This is a genomic window from Corallincola platygyrae (genome assembly GCF_039544265.1).
GTDB lineage: Bacteria > Pseudomonadota > Gammaproteobacteria > Enterobacterales > Neiellaceae > Corallincola > Corallincola platygyrae.
This window is the reverse complement of the sequence record NZ_BAABLI010000007.1, coordinates 127,951-147,169: the sequence shown is the minus strand read 5'-3', so window position 1 is coordinate 147,169 and position 19,219 is coordinate 127,951. Positions and strand designations below refer to the sequence as shown.

Here is a 19,219-nt window from a genome sequence, read left to right as displayed (position 1 = left end):
GCCTGGCTGAAACGAGGTAAGTAGGCTTTAAGGCTTGCGGAGCAATAAAAGGAATTTGCTTGAGTAGTTAAACGCAAACTTTGTGGTCCAGAGTATAGTAAAAAGCCGCTCATTCGTGAGCGGCTTTTTTAGTCAACTAATTAGAGGTTAAGCTGTGGCGGTATTCCCTTTCACTTCTTGCTCCGCACGGACCTTGTTTACGTAACGACGCATCAGTGCTGAGACGATAAGTGCAATCACAAATGTCGCAGCGAAGATGTACAAGGTCATCTCATAGCTGCCGGTGACGGTACGGACATAAGCTGCGATCTGTGGGCCTGCAAGTCCTGCCGCCGCCCATGCAGTAAGCACATAGCCGTGGATCGCACCCAACTCTTTGGTACCAAACAAGTCGCCAATATAAGCGGGTAGGGTAGCGAAGCCACCGCCGTAGCAGGTCAGAATGGTATACAGAACGATCTGGAATAGGATAACGCTGGAGATATTGGGCAGCAGATAGAACGCTACAATCTGAATCAGGAAGAACGCCATATAGGTAGTAGGTCTGCCCAAGTAGTCTGACAAAGACGCCCATGTGATGCGCCCTAAACCATTAAACAGCGACATCAAACCCACAATAGCAGCCGCTTCAACGGCTGAAAGCCCGATGCTTTCCTGTGCCAGTGGTGAAGCAGAGTAGATAACAGCAATGCCACAGCTGATGTTGATAAACATCATGATCCACAGTCCATAAAAAGGTCCGGTTTTCGCTGCTTCGTTCGCCGTCAGCTGAGAAAGGTCTTCTACTTTCTTCTGCTTGCCTGAATCAATGGCTTGCTTCATTTTCTCAGGCATCCAGCCCTCTGGCGGACGCTCCAGGTACAGGGCTGATGCGTACATCATCACCATGTAAACAGCACCCATGATAAAGAAGGTCATTGGGATGCTGATGTTGTCCATAATGGCGTTGAAAATGGGCGCACCAATCATGGCGCCGAAGCCAAAGCCCATGATCGCTAACCCGGTTGCCAGGCCTCGACGATCAGGGAACCACTTAACCAGCGTTGATACTGGTGTGATGTAGCCAATACCGAGACCAATACCGCCCATAACACCATAGGTCAGCCACAGCATGTAGAGGTTACCAAATGAGGTGGCTACACCAGCCCCCAACATGCCTAACCCCCAAAAGGTACCCGCTACAAGCCCTGCTTTTCGTGGGCCATTCTTTTCAACGAAATGACCACCGATAGCGGCCGATAATCCCAGGAAGAAAATGGCGAAACTGAAGGTCCATGCAACTTCGTTTTTGGACCAGCCAAATGCTTGTTCGAGAGGAAGGTTGAATACGCTCCAGGCGTAGACAGATCCAATCGATACATGAATGCCGACAGCGGCAGCGGCAATGAGCCAGCGGTTTTTCATTTCAGGGCCTTTCGGTGTTATTTATTTGCATGAAATGTAACTGAGATGTTAACAAAGTTAGATTGATGTATGTCAAACGATCAAATAACGACCAGACTAAACTCCCTAGTAGTTGGAGTGGCTCACATAACCTATATAAAAAATGCAATTTCTATATTGCAGATGATGAGATTACTCGGACTAACCTCGCCCTCCCCAAGGCCAATTCTAATAATTAGGGAAAACGTATATGAAGCTAGTTACTTTGGTAAGTTTGGTAGGCAATTCTCGCCCTGGATTGCTGAAAGAGCTTGTCGAGCATAGCCACAATATTGGAGCGACATGGCTTAACAGTAAAGTGAGTTATCTTGGCGGTCAGGTTTCTGCGCTGATCCGTGTTGAAGTCGCCAGGGATAACGCTGAAAAACTCCATCAGATCTTTGAAACATGCGAGGGAATAGACGTCAGGTTCTCAGACGTGGCAGAGACTAACCCAGATAAATCTGCCAGATTGAAGTTTTCCGTTGACGCTGGAGACAGGCCCGGGCTTGTCAGTGAGTTGACGCAATTGTTTGATCAACAGGGAATTGAGGTTGTTGATTTGGAAAGTCACCGTATGGGGGTAACAGATCTTGGTCTCAACATGTTTACCGCTGATATCACGTTGAATTTGCCGGCAGACGTAAGCCAGGATGCGATCACTTCAGATATAGAATCGATCAGCAAGGGTATGGTCGTGCGTGAGGCTGTTCCGGTTTAATTAAGCGGTCGTAACTGCTCTCCAGCTTTCCGCTGTTTAAAAAAACGCCGACATAAAGCCGGCGCTTTTTTTGATGCTTAGCACAGTGGTGAGATTAAGCATTTACCGCAAAATGCACGGCGATACCGCCGGCGTAGCCCAGCGCAACGGCCCAGGTCCATTTAAGGTGCGACATAAAGGTGTAGTGGCCACGGGCCGCTCCCATCAGTGCAACCCCTGCTGCTGAGCCTACAGAAAGCAGGCTACCGCCAACACCCGCAGTAAAGGTGATCAGTAACCACTGGAAGTGGCTCATCTCTGGCTCCATGGTCAAAATGGCAAACATGACCGGGATGTTATCAATCACCGAGGAGATAGCACCGGCAGCGATGTTGGCATTGGTTGCGCCCCATTCGCCGTACATAACGCCCGATATTGCCGTTAGATACCCCAAAAAGCCCAGCGCGCCCACGCAGTACATAACCCCAAAGAAGAACAGCAACGTATCCCATTCGGGGATCGCCAGCTTACTGAACACATTGTATTCCTTGTCTGGGCTATCTGCCGGCGCTCTTCTGCGAGCGAAGTAAACCATCAGGAACAGCAATGACAGGCCGGTCATCATGCCCAGATAAGGCGGTAGACCAAGCAAGTTCTCAAAGGTCACAGCCAAAACGATGGTGACTAAAAACAGCACGCAAACGCGGTAACCTCCGGGTTTAACTATGACTTTGTCTTCCAGTGCAGGCGGCTGCCCTTCAGGGATGAAGCGCGACATGATCAAAGCAGGGATCAGATAGTTCGCCACTGACGGCAAAAACAGCTCGAAAAATTCGAAGAAGGTGGCATGGCCAGACTGCCACACCATCAAGGTGGTGATATCACCAAACGGTGAAAAGGCGCCACCAGCGTTGGCTGCAACAACGATAGCGATACATGTCAGGCCAATAAACTGAGGGCTATCCTTGCCGACGGCCATCACTACAGCGCCCATAATCAGCGCGGTGGTCAGGTTATCTGCAATCGGTGACAGGAAGAAAGCGATTACACTGGTCACCCAAAATAGCTTTTGATAGCTGAACCCGCGGCTTACCAGGTAGCCTTTAAGCGCTTCAAAGATATTGCGCTCTTCCAGTGCGTTGATGTAAATCATCGCCACCAGCAGGAACAGGAACAGTGACGCATACTCCGCCAGGTTATGGGTGACCGCCTGTTCGATATCGTCATGGGTCATGCCCATCTCGGCCCCAACCAGTGCCGCCAGTACCCATAGAACGCCTGCCGCATTAATCATCGGCTTGGACTTTGGCAGGTGAAGCTGCTCCTCAAAAATCACCAGAACATAGGCAAATATAAAAATAGCGAGGGCCACTAGTGCGAGCGGGTGGTTTAATGCCTCCAGTTGGTCTGCATGACCTTCAAATGCGGCAGCATTAAATGTCACCAGACATGCAAAAACCAGCAAAAGTGGTTTGAAAAGATGAGAAAAAGTGCGCTTCATGTGGGGAAGACTCCTTGCTACGTTCACGACAAAGCATAGACGAGATAACAGATATCGAATCTCGATAAGTTTTGAATATCTAATAGGAAATCCCACTCTAATCGAAGATTTCTAATTCACTGGACGGACCGGATAGAAAGAATGATTGAACAGACAGCTTAGCCTTCGGGTAGCACAAATCGCGGTGCACATGGGCATGCGCCGCGATTTGCAGGGTGAAGATCCAGCCTAGTAGCTGAAGATACCTATACTGTTGCCTGTGAGATCAACATCCAATTCTCCATATTCGGATGTCATGAGATCAGTAGCTCCAAAGCCAGCGAGAGGAGTGAGAGCTGCGTCTTGAGCGCCTAGATCCAAGCTGATGCTCGCATCAGCATTACTTAGATTCAGCACTACAAGCACACTTTCGTCTTCATATTGGCGAGTGTAAGCGAGAATTTCGTCGTCTCTAAGCACATTGACGTCACCGTGACGTAAAGCAGAATTATCTTTACGCAGATGGATAAGCGCTTTGTAGTGATTCAGCAGTGAGTCGGGATCCGCCTGAGCGGTTTCAACATTGTAGTCTGCCACATTGCTGGCGTAACTGCGGAAAGGCGTCTCAGCGCTGGTGAATCCGCCTTGAGGTGTCCAGCTCATTGGCGCACGAAGAGCCCAGTCACCGGTCATGCCGCTTGCGTGTCCCATGCCTACTTCCTCACCGTAGTAGATAAATGGTCGGCCAGGGAGTGTTAGCAAAGCGGCGGCAGCCAGCTTGTATTTGTCGATATTGCCATTCAACTGCTCGTAAACGCGGTGACCAGCAAATTCGTCATGGTTGGCCAATATGATGCCCGCTTCGCCTAAACGGTCGTAGCTCAAGTAACCAGCCAGGTACTCATCGGTTTCGCGATTTCTGACTGTGTTGATCAATTGGTAGTTCATACCAAACGCAAACGCTGAACCACAACCTTGTTCGCCGTTGGTGTCTCCAATATTGGAGGGATTTTCACAGATGATGTATCTGTTGGTGTAGTCCTCCATGACCAGTTGCTGTAACCCAAACAGTACTTCCATGTTTTCAGGCTGATTGGTTTGGCCTTCATGGCCTGGACCATTTTCAAACAGCTGACCGACAGCATCAAAACGGAATCCATCGAGTCCGGCATTGAGCCAGTAACGGAGGTTATCATGGTGGAAATTAATGACATCCTGATTGTGCAGGTTAAAGTCAGGCATGTAGTGCTGGAAAATACCGTAATAGTAACCGCCGTTTTGGCCTGGGTGCCAACCTGGCCCCCAGTAGCCAATCCAACGGTCATCTTCATCCACAGGGTTGGTATCGCTCCATACATACCAGTCGCGCTTCCCTCCTAAATCGTTATCCGAATCCAGGAACAAAGGGTTAGCGCCAGAACTGTGGTTAACAACATAATCCATGATCACACCGATGCCTCTGGCGTGCGCTTCTGCTAAGAACTCATCGAAATCTTCGCGTGTGCCGTAATCCGTTTCCATGGCGCGATAGTCTTCAACCTCGTAGCCGTGATCATTGTCTGAGCTTTCGTTTACCGGCATCAGCCAGATCCCTTCAACTCCCAACTCCTGCAGGTAATCTAGGCGTGAGGTCAAGCCGCGGAAATCACCAATGCCATCGCCATCAGAATCCATATATCCACGCACATAGATCTCAGCAAACACCGCGCCCTCGTGCCAACCTTCTGGCATGGCCGGTTGATCGTTGACTTCTACCGGGGACATATCTAACAACCCTTCAGCTGTACCAGGGGTGACTTCTTCACCACCTGACGAGCCACCGCATGCGCTTAGCAAAAGTGCTGCAGATATGGCACTAACCAGAACCTTCTTATCCATTTTTATCTCCATGTGCGTAAATTTCCGAATTGCTCGGCTTGATAGACGTTGGAGATTTTGACTCAGCGTGGGCTGGAAAAAAGACGATGGATGTAAGGGGCTGTAAGAAACTGTAAGCCAGTGCGATTGGTCACAAAATCAGACAGTTGGCAGTACCATCTCGAATCGGGCACCACCAAGAGAATCAGAGTTTGATGCAGAGACACTACCTTTGTGCCACTCCATCACGCGGGCTACGATCGCAAGGCCTAGTCCATAGTTACCATCTTCCCGGGAGCGGTCAGGTGCCAGTTTTACAAACGGGGTAAACACTTTGTCCAGTTCTGAGTCGGGGATACCGTCACCGTCGTCTTCAACGATAATGACAAGGTAGTTATTGTCTTCTCGAAGTGTCAGTTTAATCTGTTTGTTAGCATGGGCGAGGGCATTGCCCACCAGATTTTGTAGTGCTCGTTGGCACCATTGAAAGTCAAAGCTTGAGATTACTGCATGGTCTGGCTGCTCTATCATCAGCATGAGATTCTTCTGTGTTGCCAGGAGGTCAAATTCAGAAGCAATACCGGAAACCAGTTCACGTGCGTCCAACTCATTTTTCTTCAGTCGCTGCCCATGTTGTTCCATACAGGCGAAATCCAGAAATGCCGTGGTCATTGATTCCATTCGGGTCAGTTCGGCGTCCATGCGGCTCAGATACGAGTGGCATTTGTCTAGGTCCTGGCTCTCTTGTGCCGCTTCTAAGCCAAATCGCAGGCAGGCCATCGGCGTGCGAATATCGTGGGACAAACTGCGGGCCAACACCTTATTGTCGGTCATCAGCTTTTCTATCTGAGATGCCATGTGGTTAAAACTGGTTTCCAGTTTTTCGAGATAGGAAAACCTTGGTGGCGTAACTCTTACCTTTAACTCACCTTTAGCTATTTTCGCAGCAGCGTGGTTCAGGCCAAACAGGCTACGGGTGAGTGGCCAAAGCCAGAGTATCAGGATCCCACAAAGTCCCGCGTAAAAGGCAAGACTCATAGCCACATCGACGTCACTGTATGTTTGTTCAGCGGGCGGCAAGTGGAGCAACAAAAGTGTGTCTGGGTTGCCCGGAAGAGCGCGATATAGGGTTGGACCTGATTCAGAACCAAGCAGCAGGCCGCCCGGCGTTGAGAGTTGCTGAGCAAGTTCCTGGGGTAGGGCAAAGTCATTACGGCGCTCTAATCCAAGAGACAGATGATAGTCCTGGCCAATCTGGTGGAGTGTTGCAGGCAGTTGCTCTGCCGTTACGCGAGAAAGCTGAGAAGCGATGCCATCAACCAATTGCCTGTGATAACTGGTATGAGAATCCGCAGAGGAAGGCTCCGACTGAGTCGCGATCAGATCAAATCCCCACCCCAGCAGAAACAGCCCGCTAAGCGCAGAGATGATAATGCTGAGGTATAAACGGGTCATTGGCCATCTGCATCTAAGGTCGCAGGCTCGGTATGCCAGGCGTCAGGTACAAACAGATAACCTTTGCCCCAGACCGTTTTCAGTTTTTGTGGATGCTGGGGATCGTCGCCGAAAGTGCGTCTTAATGTTGATAACATGACGTCAAATCTACGGTCTATGCCGTCATAGTCGAAGCCCCGAAGCTCTTTGAACGCGGTTTCTCGGGACACTATCTGACCCGCATGGCTAGCCAGGAACCAGAGGAAAGAAAACAATCCACTGGATAGCTCGACCTCTTCACCACACCAATGCACGCGTTCGCAGGTCAGGTTAAGCTCAAGCGCACCATACCGGATTTGATCTGTTCTGTTGGTTTGCCCTGTCCGGCTGATAAAGGCATTGATACGAGCCAGCAAGGCTCGCGGGCGAACGGGTTTAATCACATAATCATTGGCACCCGCTTCCAGCCCCATTACTTCGTCATATTCATCACCGCGAGCGCTCATGATTAGGATAGGGGCATCAGATTGATTTCGGATCTGTCGGCAAACTTCGATACCATTCATGCCAGGCAGCATGACATCAAGTAACACCAGATCAAATTTGCTGTGATTAAATACCTCAAGGGCTTTGTCTCCCCGATCAACATGGGTCACATCAAACTCATTGTCGACCAGGAATTCCCGGATCCAGTCGGCCAGCGAAAGATCATCTTCAACCAGCAATATTGATTTCTTCATATCCATATCTAGAAAATCCGCCAACGGCGAGGTTTCTTCTGTTGTTCGTACACCCAAACCACACTGATCCGTTTTTCAGCTAAACGTCGTCGGTCTGGCATACGAGATAGCCAAAAATTAAGTGTCTGGGTTGAGTCAAACTCATAACTAAATACGTCACTGGTTTGATTTTCCCAACATTGCAGAGGGCGATAGCGTCTGCCGAGGTAGAGACAAACGTTCTGCGGGGTATCTAGTTGCCAGGTCAAGCTAATGCTGGCTCGACAGGGCTCTCCCTTGCTTTGAACGACGCATTTGTCGGGCGTGGCCGAGAGAATAGGGGAGTTCTCCAGCTCAGCATCTATCACCGTGGGTGACACAATCATCCCGGTTTCAGCAAGAACCTCTGCCTGACTGGGAATTGTCACCTGACCAATAACGGTAAAGCGCGGTCTGTCATTAATTTGGTTGATAGCGATAACTTCAAAATTGCTATTGGCATACTGGGTATAGTTTTCAATGGTAAATTGCGTTTCTCTGATGCTGCTGTCCTTGTAGTTTGTCAGGACAGATTGCCAGAAAGATCGGTCATGAAGCGCGCGACCTTTGGGACGATTTACTACCACATATTCGGGCGCAACATTTTTCCATGCCAGGGTCATCAAGCCTTGGTCGATTGCTACGTCGATAGGTTGATAGGCGTAACGTACCCGCAGGTAGTTGACCAATTCCGAAGGTTTGAGCAATAGAGGGACGGTGGCAGCGCTTTGATTTTTTGAGATAAAGGTGGGGATATCCAGAGTATTTGGCTGTTCAGGTGCATCGGCACCGATACAATAACCAGAGAGCAGCATAGTCAGTGCACATGTCAGTAGCCGCCACGTCATCATGCTTCCCTGTTAATCCCTTTATTAGCCCTGGTTATGCCTGCGGTAAAAAACGCTCCTGAAATCAAAAATTTCATCCGATTTATGGAGTCACACAACCGCTTATCTGCGACCGAGTTTAAATAACCCAAGAGACTGATAAAAGTCATAGAACCGCCAATTATCAGGGTTTTATTTCAGTAAGTGGGCAGGCTCACGTTTTCTAATAAATTGATCTGTAAGAGTGTGATCTCGCTAAATAAGCACAATACTTTATGTACACGGTCGCGCAGCGACAGAACACCACGGGTTCACCCGTGGATGAATGAGTCCTTCGTCTGTATTCTCTGAGCATGGAAGTATTTTTTTCAGGGCACGGAGTTTACAGGCTCCAATACCACGTTGTGTGGGTAACCAAATACAGACGGAGGATTCTGAAACCTTTCGTTGTGGAGTATTTGCGGGTCGTCGTACCGAAGCTGCTTCGAAGTACGCCGGGCGTGCAGATCGAGACGATTGGCTTCGACCTTGACCATCTTCATATGGTTATGACGATCCCACCGAAGTATGCGGTTTCAGATGTAATAGGGCGATTAAAAAGCCAATCGTCGTCTCACATGAGAAAGACTTTCAAGTGGCTATCGAAAGTGTATTGGAAAGAAAATATTGTGTGGTCGCCCGGTTACTTCGTTAGCAGCGTAGGCTTGGACGAGCAAGTAATACGAAACTACGTTGAGCATCAAGGTCGAAAGGATTCAGCTCAGCTCCGAATGGAGCTGTAACGGTAAGAACCACGGGCATGCCCGTGGGAATCTACTTAGCCAAACTAAACGCGCTGCAGTGACAACAGGTACCAGCTTACCGATGTTGCGATCACCAGCAGCATTGCTGCTAGCCAGACTATTTGGGTCAACCAGATACTCAGGGCTATGCAGCACCATAAAGTGATAAGAGCCGCTCTCAGGGCTTTGGCAGAGATCGCTCTGTGTCTCAGGTAATTTCGAATAGTTTGTCCAAAAAGCGGGTGTTTCAGCAACCATCGGCGCAATGACGGAGAGGCGTTGAAACTCAACACCGTGGCCAGAATTAAAAAGGGTGTGGTGGGTAATACGGGAAGCACGGCACCAATTAACCCAAGCAACACGCATAACAGCGCCGCCCAAGTCAGAAATAGTCGTTTGATATAACCATGCTCTCTCTTCATTGGCGATATTCTGCCTGAATTTACGGTTAACCTGAATCCTAGTGTCTTTGCTAACTGTCTTTGCTAATAGTCCAATCTGAGGCAAACTGAAATTGATAATACCAATCCTAATAAGAATATGATTTACCAGCGGGAATTTAAATCACTTGAGGCAAGGCAGGTGATTGAAGGCATAGTTGTTCTACGCCGAAATCAGTTAACGCAGCATGAAGTGATTTAAAACCCGCCCTACGGGGAAGTCTGGGCAAGCCCACTTCTACGTTGCAGACATTTGCGAGGGAAAAACCATTGCTGCATGACTGCGCCTTGAATTGAACTTGCCCAGGCTTCCTGGTTGACCATATATTTATTCGGATTGGTATAAAAAAACCATAACAAACGAGATCTCCAGATGAATCTAATCCGCTCCGCAGTATTGGGTGCAGTGGCTGTCACCCAGGCATTGCTAATGCCTGCGCAACAGGCTTGGGCAAGTGACGCAGCCGTCAGCACCACAGTCATTCATGCCGGTACCTTACTGGCAATACCGGGTGAGAAACCATTAAAGGCGCAGACCCTGGTTATCCGGGACGGTGTCATTACTGCCACCTTCAATGGTTATGAAGATCCTGCCCGCATTGCAAAAGACGCCAAACTGATAGATCTCAAAGATCAGTTTGTACTCCCCGGGCTGATGGACATGCATGTTCATTTGCAGGGCGAACTGGGGCCCAAAAACGATTCAGAAACCTTGAAAATGTCGAATCAGTTGATGCAGATGCGTTCATACATGTTTGCCATGCGCACGCTGAATGCTGGATTCACAACCGTTCGAGACGTGGGTTCCAGCACGCAAGAGATGTATGCAATGCGTGATGCGATCAATAGCGGTTGGATTGATGGTCCACGGATTATTGCTGCTGCGTTTGTTGGTATCACAGGCGGTCATGCGGATATCAGTGGTATCAAACCTGAGTTTATGGAGTTTCTCGACGAGCAGAATCACACCGTGTGTGATGGACCCTATGACTGCCGCCGAGCAACCCGACACGCCATTAAATACGGGGCTGACCTGATTAAAATCACCTCGACAGGTGGCGTTTTGACCGACCGTGCAACCGGCACGGGTCAGCAGATGGAAGCCGATGAGCTGCATGAAGTGGTATTGGCGGCACAGCGTATGGGACGCAAAGTGACCAGTCACGCCCACCAGGAAGATGGCATTGTTGCGGCGCTTAAGGCAGGTGTAGCCAGTATTGAACACGGCACTTATGCCAGTGACGACGCTATTGAATTGTTCAAGGAAACAGGAGCTTATCTGGTACCAACCCTTTTAGCGGGAGACACAGTGGTACAGATGGCTAGAAATACCGATGTGCTGAGCGAATGGCAAAAGGCTAAAGCGCTGAGAGTGGGCGCGGATATGCAGGGTAACTTCGCTAAAGCCTATAAAGCGGGGGTGAACATCGCGTTTGGTACTGACAGTGGCGTATCTAAGCACGGCATCAATGCGCAGGAGTTTTTGTTGATGCACAAAGCGGGTATGCCACCAATGGAAGCGATTAAAACCGCCACCGTGAATGCCGCAGCTCTGATCGATATGAGCGACAGCCTGGGTACGCTGGAAGTAGGCAAACAGGCCGACATTATTGCCGTTGATGGCTCGCCACTTGATGACCTAGCCGAACTTCTGGATGTCGACTTTGTTATGAAAGGCGGTAAGGTGATCAAAGACTAGTAGTCTCTTTCACCCCCGAAAAAGCGCCGAAAGGCGCTTTTTTTGTGCCATGCAAACATAGGAGGAGACCACTGGTTAACCGTCATTTGGCTGAAACAAAACTGTCATACACTGCGCTTCAACCCGTTTTCGCGATCATTGAGGTTGATTGTGTTCGCCATCTTTAAACACTTTTTCTTGTTGGGGCTGACTAGCTTTGGTGGGCCAGCCGCTCATTTGGGTTATTTCCGTCACCATTTTGTCGAAAAGCTTAATTGGCTGGATGATGCCTCATACGCGAGATTAATCGCTCTCAGTCAGTTTCTGCCTGGGCCAGGCTCCAGTCAGGTTGGATTTGCTATTGGTCTGAAAAAGGCGGGGCTATTGGGCGGACTTACCGCTTTTGTCGCCTTTACCTTGCCTTCTTTTCTAACGCTATTAGCCCTTGCGTTACTGGCGGCAGAGTTTGAACAATACAGCTTGGTTTTGGGTGTTATTCATGGTCTAAAACTTCTTGCCGTGATTGTGGTAGCGGATGCGACTATGAAGATGTTCAGCAGTTTCTGTAAAACCCACCTCACCGCAGCCCTTTGTGTTGTTACCGCGGTGGTGTTGCTGATAGCGCCGGGATTATGGGCGCAGGGTGGGGTGCTTGTTGGTGCAGCGCTCATTGGTGCGTTTAAACTTCGAGAGAAAGATCCCCTGCAAAAGCTGGTAGACGAGGGCGCTGAGTCAATTCACCCCCGCTGGACTGCGCTGGCTTTGTTTGCTGCACTGTTTGTGTTGTTGCCATTTTTTGCTCACCACCATGTGATGTTGGGTTTGTTCAGCGATTTCTATCAGGCAGGTAGTTTGGTGTTTGGTGGCGGACATGTGGTTCTGCCGCTGCTGCAAGCAACTGTGGGTGATACCTTAACCCAATCCCAGTTCCTTACCGGCTATGCTGCTGCGCAAGCGGTGCCTGGTCCTATGTTTACGTTGGCGACTTACCTTGGGGCATTGGCGGTTCCGGATGCGCCGGTGACAAGTGCACTCATCGCAACATTCGCAGTTTTTGCGCCCGGTCTGCTGCTGGTCTTGGCGCTGCAAAGCAGCTGGGAGGCGCTAAGCCAAAAGCCTGTGTTGGCGGGCGCTGTCGCAGGCATTAATGCGGCGGTTGTGGGCTTGTTGTTGGCGGCTTTGTATCAACCTATATTTGTCAGCTCAGTGCTCTCTGCCGTTGATTTCGCGTGGGTTGTGGCAGGTTTCTTTTTGCTGAACAAACTAAAATTGCCAGTGGTTGCACTGGTGGGATTGAGTGGACTTGTTGGCGTTTGTATGGGGCTGCCTTGGGGCTAACGGATTGTCTTGAAAATGGGTTTTTAACAAGAAAGAGTATGGGGGCTTCGTTAGGTGAAGCCCCTGAATCGAGAGGCAACTACCACATCAGGTCATCTGGTACCTGGAAATCTGCGTATGGGTCATCTTCCTCTTCTGCTTTGCTATCTGTTTGCTCAGCCACATAGATAACATAGCTTTCATCTCTCTGTTTGATCTTGTCCGCGGCTGCGGTGGGGATCAGGCGGTAACTATCGTCAAGTTTGACCACAGTAAGATTACCGAGAGTGACTTGTTTATGTGTTGCCGCGTCAGTGTATAGGCGCTTAACCTTGTTGCCATCGGTGAAGTTATAAACCATATCACCGTTGTCGGTGGCGACCGTGTTGGTCTCAATGATTTGGCGGATTTGGGCGGTAATCGCTTTTTGTTCTGCTTCCTGCTTGCGCTGAAGGTTCAACTCGCGATCTTTCTCCAGCTTTTCCTGCTTAGCTTTTGCTGCCAGCTCTCTTGATTCGGCCGTTTGCGCTGTTTTAGCTTTCCGCTGCTGATGCTTCTGTTTGTTGATTTTCTGGGCTTTCTTTTTATCGCCCAGACCGGCTTTGAGCAGTTGCTCCTGGAGTGACGCCATCTTTAACCCTACTAAATTGAACTAAATGCCAGAGGAATTGGGCCTATTGTATTTTACCTGAGGTATTTGTTCATCCCGGGATCGCCAGTTAACTTAGCATACAAAAAGATTTATGAAGAAAAACAAGCTGATGAACAAGTCTTTTCTATACTCAATGTCAGGGAGTTCATTGGAAGAGAGAAAACACGAATGCGTCAGAACAGAACAGCAAAATTAGGTCTATTGGGTTTCGCGTTTGCAGCGATGAGTGTCGCTCTGGTTTCTGGATGTACTAATGAAGTGATGGTGGGTGGTCCATGCGAATACCGAAGTTGGCAAACTGAGGCCACCGTCGCCAACCTTCAGGACGAGTATGTATTAATGCAGGCTGACGAAGATTTCCGCTATGTCGTCGATTACGACATGTTTGATGGTCAGCCAAGTGTCGGAGATCGTTATAAGTTGCAACTCGATACCATTACTGAGGGTACTTGCACGCCAAATGTGGTTAAGTCTGTAGCCTTGATGTAATCACCACCTTCTGGTTGGGGTTGTTTTTCAGCCCCGCACTCAGCCCCCTTGCATCCCTCTCTAATCTACCAAAAGTACTGATCCCGCCAGAGCCGTTTGCGTAAAAGTTTTAGATAAGCAAATCAGGCGTCAACTTCATGGTATCCAGTAATCTATTCCGAACCCTAGGTTATGCTGGGCTTCTGCCTTTCTCTTTTGGACTGTTGATGATGATGTTTGAACTGACGGTCCTGGGAATAACGGGGATTACACTGTTCACTTCCTACAGCGCGATAATTCTAAGCTTCTTATCAGGCGCACTCTGGGGCAGGGTGATCCACTTATCCGAGGAGTCTTTTGAACGTCCTACCATTTTGGTATTCAGCAATCTTTTTGCGTTGCTTGCCTGGCTAGGGTTGTTGGCCGGGCAGGGCTACATAACGCTCTGGATACTTCTGATTGGTTATCTACTAGTGATTACTGTGGAGCATGCCTGCTTGAATACAAGTGAAGACAGCGGCGGTACGGTACCACAGTTGGCAAGCAAACCGAGCGAACCCCCTTCCATGTCCGGATACGCAAAAATGCGGATATACCTGACTGGCATTGTCGCTTCGCTTCATGTCTTAGGTATTGCCGTTTGGAGTGCAAGCTGATGGGTAGCGAACGATATACAAAGGTTGGCATGCCAACCACAGAAGGCATCGATATCCTCTACTACGACGGACGCTGTGCCATGTGTAGCAGAGAGATTGCGTTTTTAAAGCGGCATGCTGATGAACATTTGTGTTTCCAAGATATACACATCGGAAACCTGCCTGCTGACGTTACCAAGCAGCAAGCGCTTGAAGTGCTTCATCTTCGCTCTGCCGATGGCGCATGGCACAAAGGGATTAATGCAACGTTAGGGGCATGGTCTCACACTCGTTATAAATGGGTTGTCTCTCCGTTGCGCGTTAGCTGGCTAAGACCACTGTTTGACCGCTTGTACGCTGCTTGGGCTAACCGACGCTACTGCCGTTTGTACCAGAAAGCAGATGGTTCACCACAAGATTCTCACGTTTGATGCACAGTAGCTTGATACACAGAAAGTTTGATAGACGAAAAATTTGAGATACAAAAGTTGGTTTGGAGAATGCTATGAAGAACGAACTGGATATTCACCTCTGTTTACGCGCATTCGAAAAGATCCGTCAACTGGGCGCCAAGAGAGAAGGGGCGATGATGGATGTTTATGACTACCAAGGGCTATCAGCAAGCTCAGGGTACGATGGTTATGATATCACTGTGTCAAACCGTGATGTCAGTGCCACAATTCACTTTCATAATTCGTATGATCTGGATTATCACGGTCAAGATAAACTTGATACGTTTATATCGCAGTTAAACCGGCTGGACAGAATAGATGTGAGTGATAGTGCTTCGCGCGTTTAGCATCAGCATCTGGAAAACGGCACAAGTGAAAGTTAAGCGAGCAGTTGCATTCTGGCAGGTTTGGACTGGATAGATAGACGAGAGGCTTCCCATGTTGGTATTTAACCCTGGGCAAGATATAGATGAAACTTCGCTTGAACAGATCGAGGGCGTTATCTTTGATCTGGATGGGACTCTGGTCGAGTCCAGCCTCAACTTTGCTTCTATTCGAGGGCATATAGGCTGCCCCCCATCGCAAGACATTCTTAGCTTCGTTGATAAGTTAGCCTGTGATATCAAAAAGGCTGATGCCCACGCCAAGATAAAACAGCATGAGATGGCAGATGCCGAACAGGCAAACTGGTTACCTGGCGCGGAAAAGCTGGTTACCTCATTGAAAGCCAGTTCTGTCCCCCAAGCCATCGTCACCCGCAACTTTCACGGCGCAGCGCAGCTGAAAGTCTCCAGAAATAGAATTCCTATCGACATCGTTATCACCAGAGAAGATGCGCCGCCAAAACCCGATCCTGAAGCCTTACTTCGCGTTGCAAGGCAGTGGCACCTGGCGGTTGAGAAGATCCTCTACGTAGGCGATTACCTTTACGATATTCAGGCGGCTAAACGAGCGGGCATGGTTGCCTGTTTGTATGCGCCGAGAGAAGTACCCGCCTACGCCAAAGACGCTGATGTTGTGTGCCGAGATTTCGCCCATCTAACCGCAGCACTTGCCTGAATTACCTACCACAATCTGCCACAATATTTTCGTAATAAAGATCTTTATAGTTACTTAATGTTGATAATGGTAAACATAAGGTGTATATATTGACCGTATGTTTATTAGGCCTACTGTGATCTGTTCCGCTTCTTTGATCTGACGAAGCGACATCGTGCAGCGACATCATTAGTATGCCCGAACATAGCGACACAAGGTGTGTCTGGTGAAGGACGAAATTCGGGGGAGTTGCCCCGATATCTGACTGCTTTAAGTAATGCACTCAGAAAGGAAGGAGTACCAATGGAACTGTTTTTTGCCAATCTTCTGCAATTTCCCACCGTTGTTTATACGGTGCTATTGGGTGTAATGCTGGTTTACTGGCTGATTGCTGCCCTGGGTACCGTCGATATTGATGTTCTGGATGTCGATATCGATGTCGACGCTGATGTCGGCGCCGTCGAAGGCTTTGCCGGTCTGGTATTCAGACTGGGGCTTGGCGGTGTCCCCCTTACTGTTGTGCTCACGCTTATTGCTTTAACCGGTTGGAGCGTCAGCTATTTCTCGATGCTTTGGCTGGTTAACCCTCTGACTTCCGGCTTTATTAATCTGCTGCTCGGTATCGGTGTTGCCATCGGTGCTTTCTTGGTCTCTATTCCTGTCACTGCCCAACTAATCAAACCGCTGCGGCCGTTGTTTCGTTCGGTAAATGGCCCATCAACAAGGGATCTGGTGGGTAGCATTGCCGTGGTGAGAACCTCCCGCGTAGACCAATCCTTTGGCGAGGCCACGCTGGAAGACGGCGGTGCTGGCATGATTTTGCGTGTGCGTGCCGACGAGTCATTAAAGCTTTCGCGAGGCGACCGGGTCGTGGTGCTCTCTTATATTCCCGAGTCCCATGCCTATCAGGTAACAACCGAACAAGAACTATTTAACTGAGTTGATGAGATTCGTTAGACAAACGCGATCGTCAAACACTGTTTTTTGCCGTGGATAAGTAACCACTGCACGTTTAGGAAAAGGAAAATTCAATATGCCATTCGATTCAGCAACTGCCATGGGCGTACTTACGATTATCGGTTCGATAGTCGGCGTCCTGTTTGTATTGGCCATGATGTTCAAAGCCTTCTACGAGAAGGTACCGCAGGGCACAGCTCTGATTGTGAACGACATGAGCTCTACGCCAAAGGTTAAGTTTACCGGCGGCATGGTAATCCCGGTCATTCATAAAAAGGAATTGATGAAGATCTCCTTGATCACCCTGGAGGTCGATCGTCGTGGGCGAGATGGTTTGATTTGTCGCGACAACATGCGTGCTGATATTACCGTCGCCTTCTACCTGCGAGTCAATGAAACTCAGGAAGATGTGCTGAAAGTGGCAAAGGCGATCGGTGTTGACCGTGCGTCTGATAAAGCGGCGGTAAATGAGCTGTTTAACGCAAAATTCTCTGAAGCGCTGAAAACTGTAGGTAAACAGATCGAGTTTGTGCGCCTGTTCGAAGACCGCCTGACATTCCGTGAAAAAATCGTTGAAGTGATTGGTGATGACCTTAACGGTTATATCCTCGAAGACGTGGCAATTGATTACCTAGAACAAACGCCGAAGAGTGCCCTGGATCCAAGCAATATTCTCGATGCCGAAGGTATTCGTAAAATCACTGAGCTAACCGCTGCACAAAATGTTCAAACCAACGAATTTGAACGGAATGAAGAGCTGGCGATCACCAAGAAGAACGTTGAAACCAAAGAGTCACTGCTTGCGTTGGAACGCCAGCAGGCTGATGCCGAAGCTAAACAAGCCCGTGAAATCGCCACCATTAAAGCGCGCGAAGAAGCGGAAACTCAGCGTGTTTCTGAAGAGGAGCGCCTGAGAGCTGAACAGGCTCGCATTAAGACTCAACAGGATCTGGATATCCTCGAAGAGAACCGCAAGCGTGAAGTGGAAGTGGCGGAGCAGAACCGTGAGCGCGCTGTGGTTATCGAAAAAGAGAAAGTTGAACGTGCGCAGCAACTGGAAGCGGTTGCCCGTGAGCGTGAAGTGGAACTGGAGCAGATCGCAAAAGAAAAAGCGCTTGAAGAAGAGCGAACAAATATCGCCAACGTTACCCGTGAACGTGTAGCGGTTGAGAAGACTGTAGCGGAAGAGGAAGAGCGTATTAAAGAAGTACGCGAAGTTTCGGAAGCCGAACGTGCTAAACAGGTCGCGATTCTGGAAGCGCAGGCCCAGGCAGAAGAAGAGCTGGTGAAACAGGTTAAACAGGCAGAAGCTGACGAAACCAAAGCCAAGCACAAAGCGATTGAGATTAACACCATCGCCCAAGCCGAGCTTGAAGCCGCCGCGAAGAAAGCGGATGCGATGAAACGGATGGCGGAAGGTGCAGAAGCTGAACGCGCCGCACCAGGTTTTGCCGATGCCCGTGTACAGGAAGCGAAAGCGGAAGCCCTAGAGAAAGAGGGTAAAGCGGAAGCTCTGGTTCTGGCACAGAAGATGGAAGCGCAGGCGCAGGGTGAAGAGCAGCAAGGCTTGGCGAAAGCCCGTGTTATTGAAGCTCAGGCAGCAGCGAAAGAGAAAGATGGTCTGGCCGAAGCCAAGGTGCTCGAAGAACGCTTGATTGCGCAGGCGAAAGGTGACGAGCAGATCGGCCTGGCGCAAGCGACCGCCGAGAAAGAGAAGGGCATGGCCGATGCTGCGGTAATCCGCGAGAAGCTAACCGCAGAAGCAGAAGGTTTGGTCGACAAGTTCAAGTCGATGGATCTGATGAGCGAACAGAGCCGTGGTCACGAAGAGTTCCGCATGCAGCTTGAGAAACAGTTTGAAGAGGCCATGGCTTCGATTGCGGCGAATAAAGAGATCGCCAAAGAGCAGGCAGAAGTGCTGGCAACGGCACTGGCCAAGGCCAACATCGATATTGTCGGTGGTCAGGGTGAATTCTTTGACTCGTTTGCGAAATCTCTCACCGTGGGTAAATCCATTGAAGGTGTGGTAGGTAAAAGCCCTGTTGTACAGGAACTGCTTAGCAAAGTGATGTCTCTTGGTTCAGGTAAATCAGGCGTAAGTAGTGCGAAAAGCACTTCGCCTAGCGAGACGCTTTAACCCCTGAGTTAGGGACTAAGTGTTGGTAACTAAGAGTCGGTGACAACGGAGCAGTGCACAGCCAAAAGTGCTTTGCGGCATGAATCAGCTGCTCCGTTCACCCTTTGCTTTTCCCAACAGTGACGTGTCAGTCGCAACACTGTTGGGTGCTATTCAAACCTGCCATGGATTGATACAGGGAGTGG

At 49.4% G+C, this 19,219-nt stretch carries 19 protein-coding genes; 11 read left to right on the top strand and 8 right to left on the bottom strand.

What is annotated here, in order from left to right; translation table 11 throughout:
* Positions 1–147 precede the first annotated feature (147 nt).
* Complete coding sequence (locus ABEA14_RS05070) at positions 148–1,404, bottom strand: L-lactate MFS transporter (protein ID WP_345338790.1); 1,257 nt, start codon at positions 1,402–1,404, stop codon at positions 148–150.
* A gap of 229 nt (positions 1,405–1,633) precedes the next feature.
* Between ABEA14_RS05070 and ABEA14_RS05065 the strand changes: the two genes are divergently transcribed.
* Positions 1,634–2,143, top strand: coding sequence for a glycine cleavage system transcriptional repressor (locus tag ABEA14_RS05065; protein ID WP_345338789.1), 510 nt, complete (start codon positions 1,634–1,636; stop codon positions 2,141–2,143).
* A gap of 94 nt (positions 2,144–2,237) precedes the next feature.
* Here ABEA14_RS05065 and nhaD read toward each other — a convergent pair whose 3' ends face one another.
* The 5 genes from nhaD to ABEA14_RS05040 all read right to left on the bottom strand — a co-directional run bounded on the left by nhaD (position 2,238) and on the right by ABEA14_RS05040 (position 8,502).
* Positions 2,238–3,623, bottom strand: a complete 1,386-nt coding sequence (nhaD, locus tag ABEA14_RS05060; protein WP_345338788.1) for a sodium:proton antiporter NhaD — start codon at positions 3,621–3,623, stop codon at positions 2,238–2,240.
* A 228-nt stretch (positions 3,624–3,851) separates the two neighbouring features.
* Positions 3,852–5,480 carry an alpha-amylase family glycosyl hydrolase gene (locus ABEA14_RS05055; RefSeq protein ID WP_345338787.1) on the bottom strand — a complete coding sequence of 543 codons (1,629 nt, stop codon included), beginning with the start codon at positions 5,478–5,480 and terminating at the stop codon, positions 3,852–3,854.
* 138 nt (positions 5,481–5,618) lie between these two features.
* Positions 5,619–6,914, bottom strand: a complete 1,296-nt coding sequence (locus ABEA14_RS05050; protein WP_345338786.1) for an ATP-binding protein — start codon at positions 6,912–6,914, stop codon at positions 5,619–5,621.
* Entirely contained in the window at positions 6,911–7,639 is a 729-nt protein-coding gene (locus ABEA14_RS05045) for a response regulator (protein ID WP_345338785.1), read from the bottom strand. Before ABEA14_RS05045 ends, ABEA14_RS05050 begins: the two co-directional genes overlap by 4 nt.
* Before the next feature lie 2 nt (positions 7,640–7,641).
* Positions 7,642–8,502: a DUF3019 domain-containing protein gene (locus ABEA14_RS05040; protein ID WP_345338783.1), complete on the bottom strand. Its 861-nt coding sequence runs from the start codon at positions 8,500–8,502 to the stop codon at positions 7,642–7,644.
* Between the two features lie 329 nt (positions 8,503–8,831).
* On the opposite strand from ABEA14_RS05040, the gene tnpA reads away from it, so the two are divergent.
* A complete protein-coding gene (gene tnpA / locus ABEA14_RS19325) occupies positions 8,832–9,260 on the top strand; it encodes an IS200/IS605 family transposase (protein WP_377776156.1) in 429 nt (142 codons plus the stop codon).
* Positions 9,261–9,304: 44 nt separating this feature from the next.
* On the opposite strand, the gene ABEA14_RS05035 is transcribed toward tnpA, so the two are convergent.
* Complete coding sequence (locus ABEA14_RS05035) at positions 9,305–9,682, bottom strand: YbaN family protein (RefSeq protein WP_345338782.1); 378 nt, start codon at positions 9,680–9,682, stop codon at positions 9,305–9,307.
* A gap of 391 nt (positions 9,683–10,073) precedes the next feature.
* On the opposite strand from ABEA14_RS05035, the gene ABEA14_RS05030 reads away from it, so the two are divergent.
* The gene (locus ABEA14_RS05030; RefSeq protein WP_377776155.1) at positions 10,074–11,399 is read left to right on the top strand and encodes an amidohydrolase family protein; all 1,326 of its coding nucleotides are present in this window, start codon (positions 10,074–10,076) and stop codon (positions 11,397–11,399) included.
* A gap of 150 nt (positions 11,400–11,549) precedes the next feature.
* Entirely contained in the window at positions 11,550–12,716 is a 1,167-nt protein-coding gene (chrA, locus tag ABEA14_RS05025; RefSeq protein WP_345338781.1) for a chromate efflux transporter, read from the top strand.
* Positions 12,717–12,795: 79 nt separating this feature from the next.
* On the opposite strand, the gene ABEA14_RS05020 is transcribed toward chrA, so the two are convergent.
* Positions 12,796–13,326 carry a DUF2058 domain-containing protein gene (locus ABEA14_RS05020; protein ID WP_345338780.1) on the bottom strand — a complete coding sequence of 177 codons (531 nt, stop codon included), beginning with the start codon at positions 13,324–13,326 and terminating at the stop codon, positions 12,796–12,798.
* 189 nt (positions 13,327–13,515) lie between these two features.
* Here ABEA14_RS05020 and ABEA14_RS05015 point away from each other — a divergent pair, with 189 nt between their 5' ends.
* The 7 genes from ABEA14_RS05015 (at position 13,516) to ABEA14_RS04985 (ending at position 19,034) form a co-directional block, all read left to right on the top strand.
* A complete protein-coding gene (locus ABEA14_RS05015) occupies positions 13,516–13,836 on the top strand; it encodes a hypothetical protein (protein WP_345338779.1) in 321 nt (106 codons plus the stop codon).
* 137 nt (positions 13,837–13,973) lie between these two features.
* The gene (locus ABEA14_RS05010; RefSeq protein ID WP_345338778.1) at positions 13,974–14,471 is read left to right on the top strand and encodes a DUF3429 domain-containing protein; all 498 of its coding nucleotides are present in this window, start codon (positions 13,974–13,976) and stop codon (positions 14,469–14,471) included.
* Complete coding sequence (locus tag ABEA14_RS05005; RefSeq protein WP_345338777.1) at positions 14,471–14,881, top strand: thiol-disulfide oxidoreductase DCC family protein; 411 nt, start codon at positions 14,471–14,473, stop codon at positions 14,879–14,881. The genes ABEA14_RS05010 and ABEA14_RS05005 overlap by 1 nt, the downstream gene beginning before the upstream one ends.
* Positions 14,882–14,955: 74 nt before the next feature.
* Positions 14,956–15,249 carry a DUF3081 family protein gene (locus tag ABEA14_RS05000; protein WP_345338776.1) on the top strand — a complete coding sequence of 98 codons (294 nt, stop codon included), beginning with the start codon at positions 14,956–14,958 and terminating at the stop codon, positions 15,247–15,249.
* A 91-nt stretch (positions 15,250–15,340) separates the two neighbouring features.
* A complete protein-coding gene (locus tag ABEA14_RS04995; RefSeq protein WP_345338775.1) occupies positions 15,341–15,961 on the top strand; it encodes an HAD family hydrolase in 621 nt (206 codons plus the stop codon).
* A gap of 282 nt (positions 15,962–16,243) precedes the next feature.
* Positions 16,244–16,879: a hypothetical protein gene (locus tag ABEA14_RS04990; protein ID WP_345338774.1), complete on the top strand. Its 636-nt coding sequence runs from the start codon at positions 16,244–16,246 to the stop codon at positions 16,877–16,879.
* A 94-nt stretch (positions 16,880–16,973) separates the two neighbouring features.
* The gene (locus ABEA14_RS04985; protein ID WP_345338773.1) at positions 16,974–19,034 is read left to right on the top strand and encodes a hypothetical protein; all 2,061 of its coding nucleotides are present in this window, start codon (positions 16,974–16,976) and stop codon (positions 19,032–19,034) included.
* Positions 19,035–19,219 lie beyond the last annotated feature (185 nt).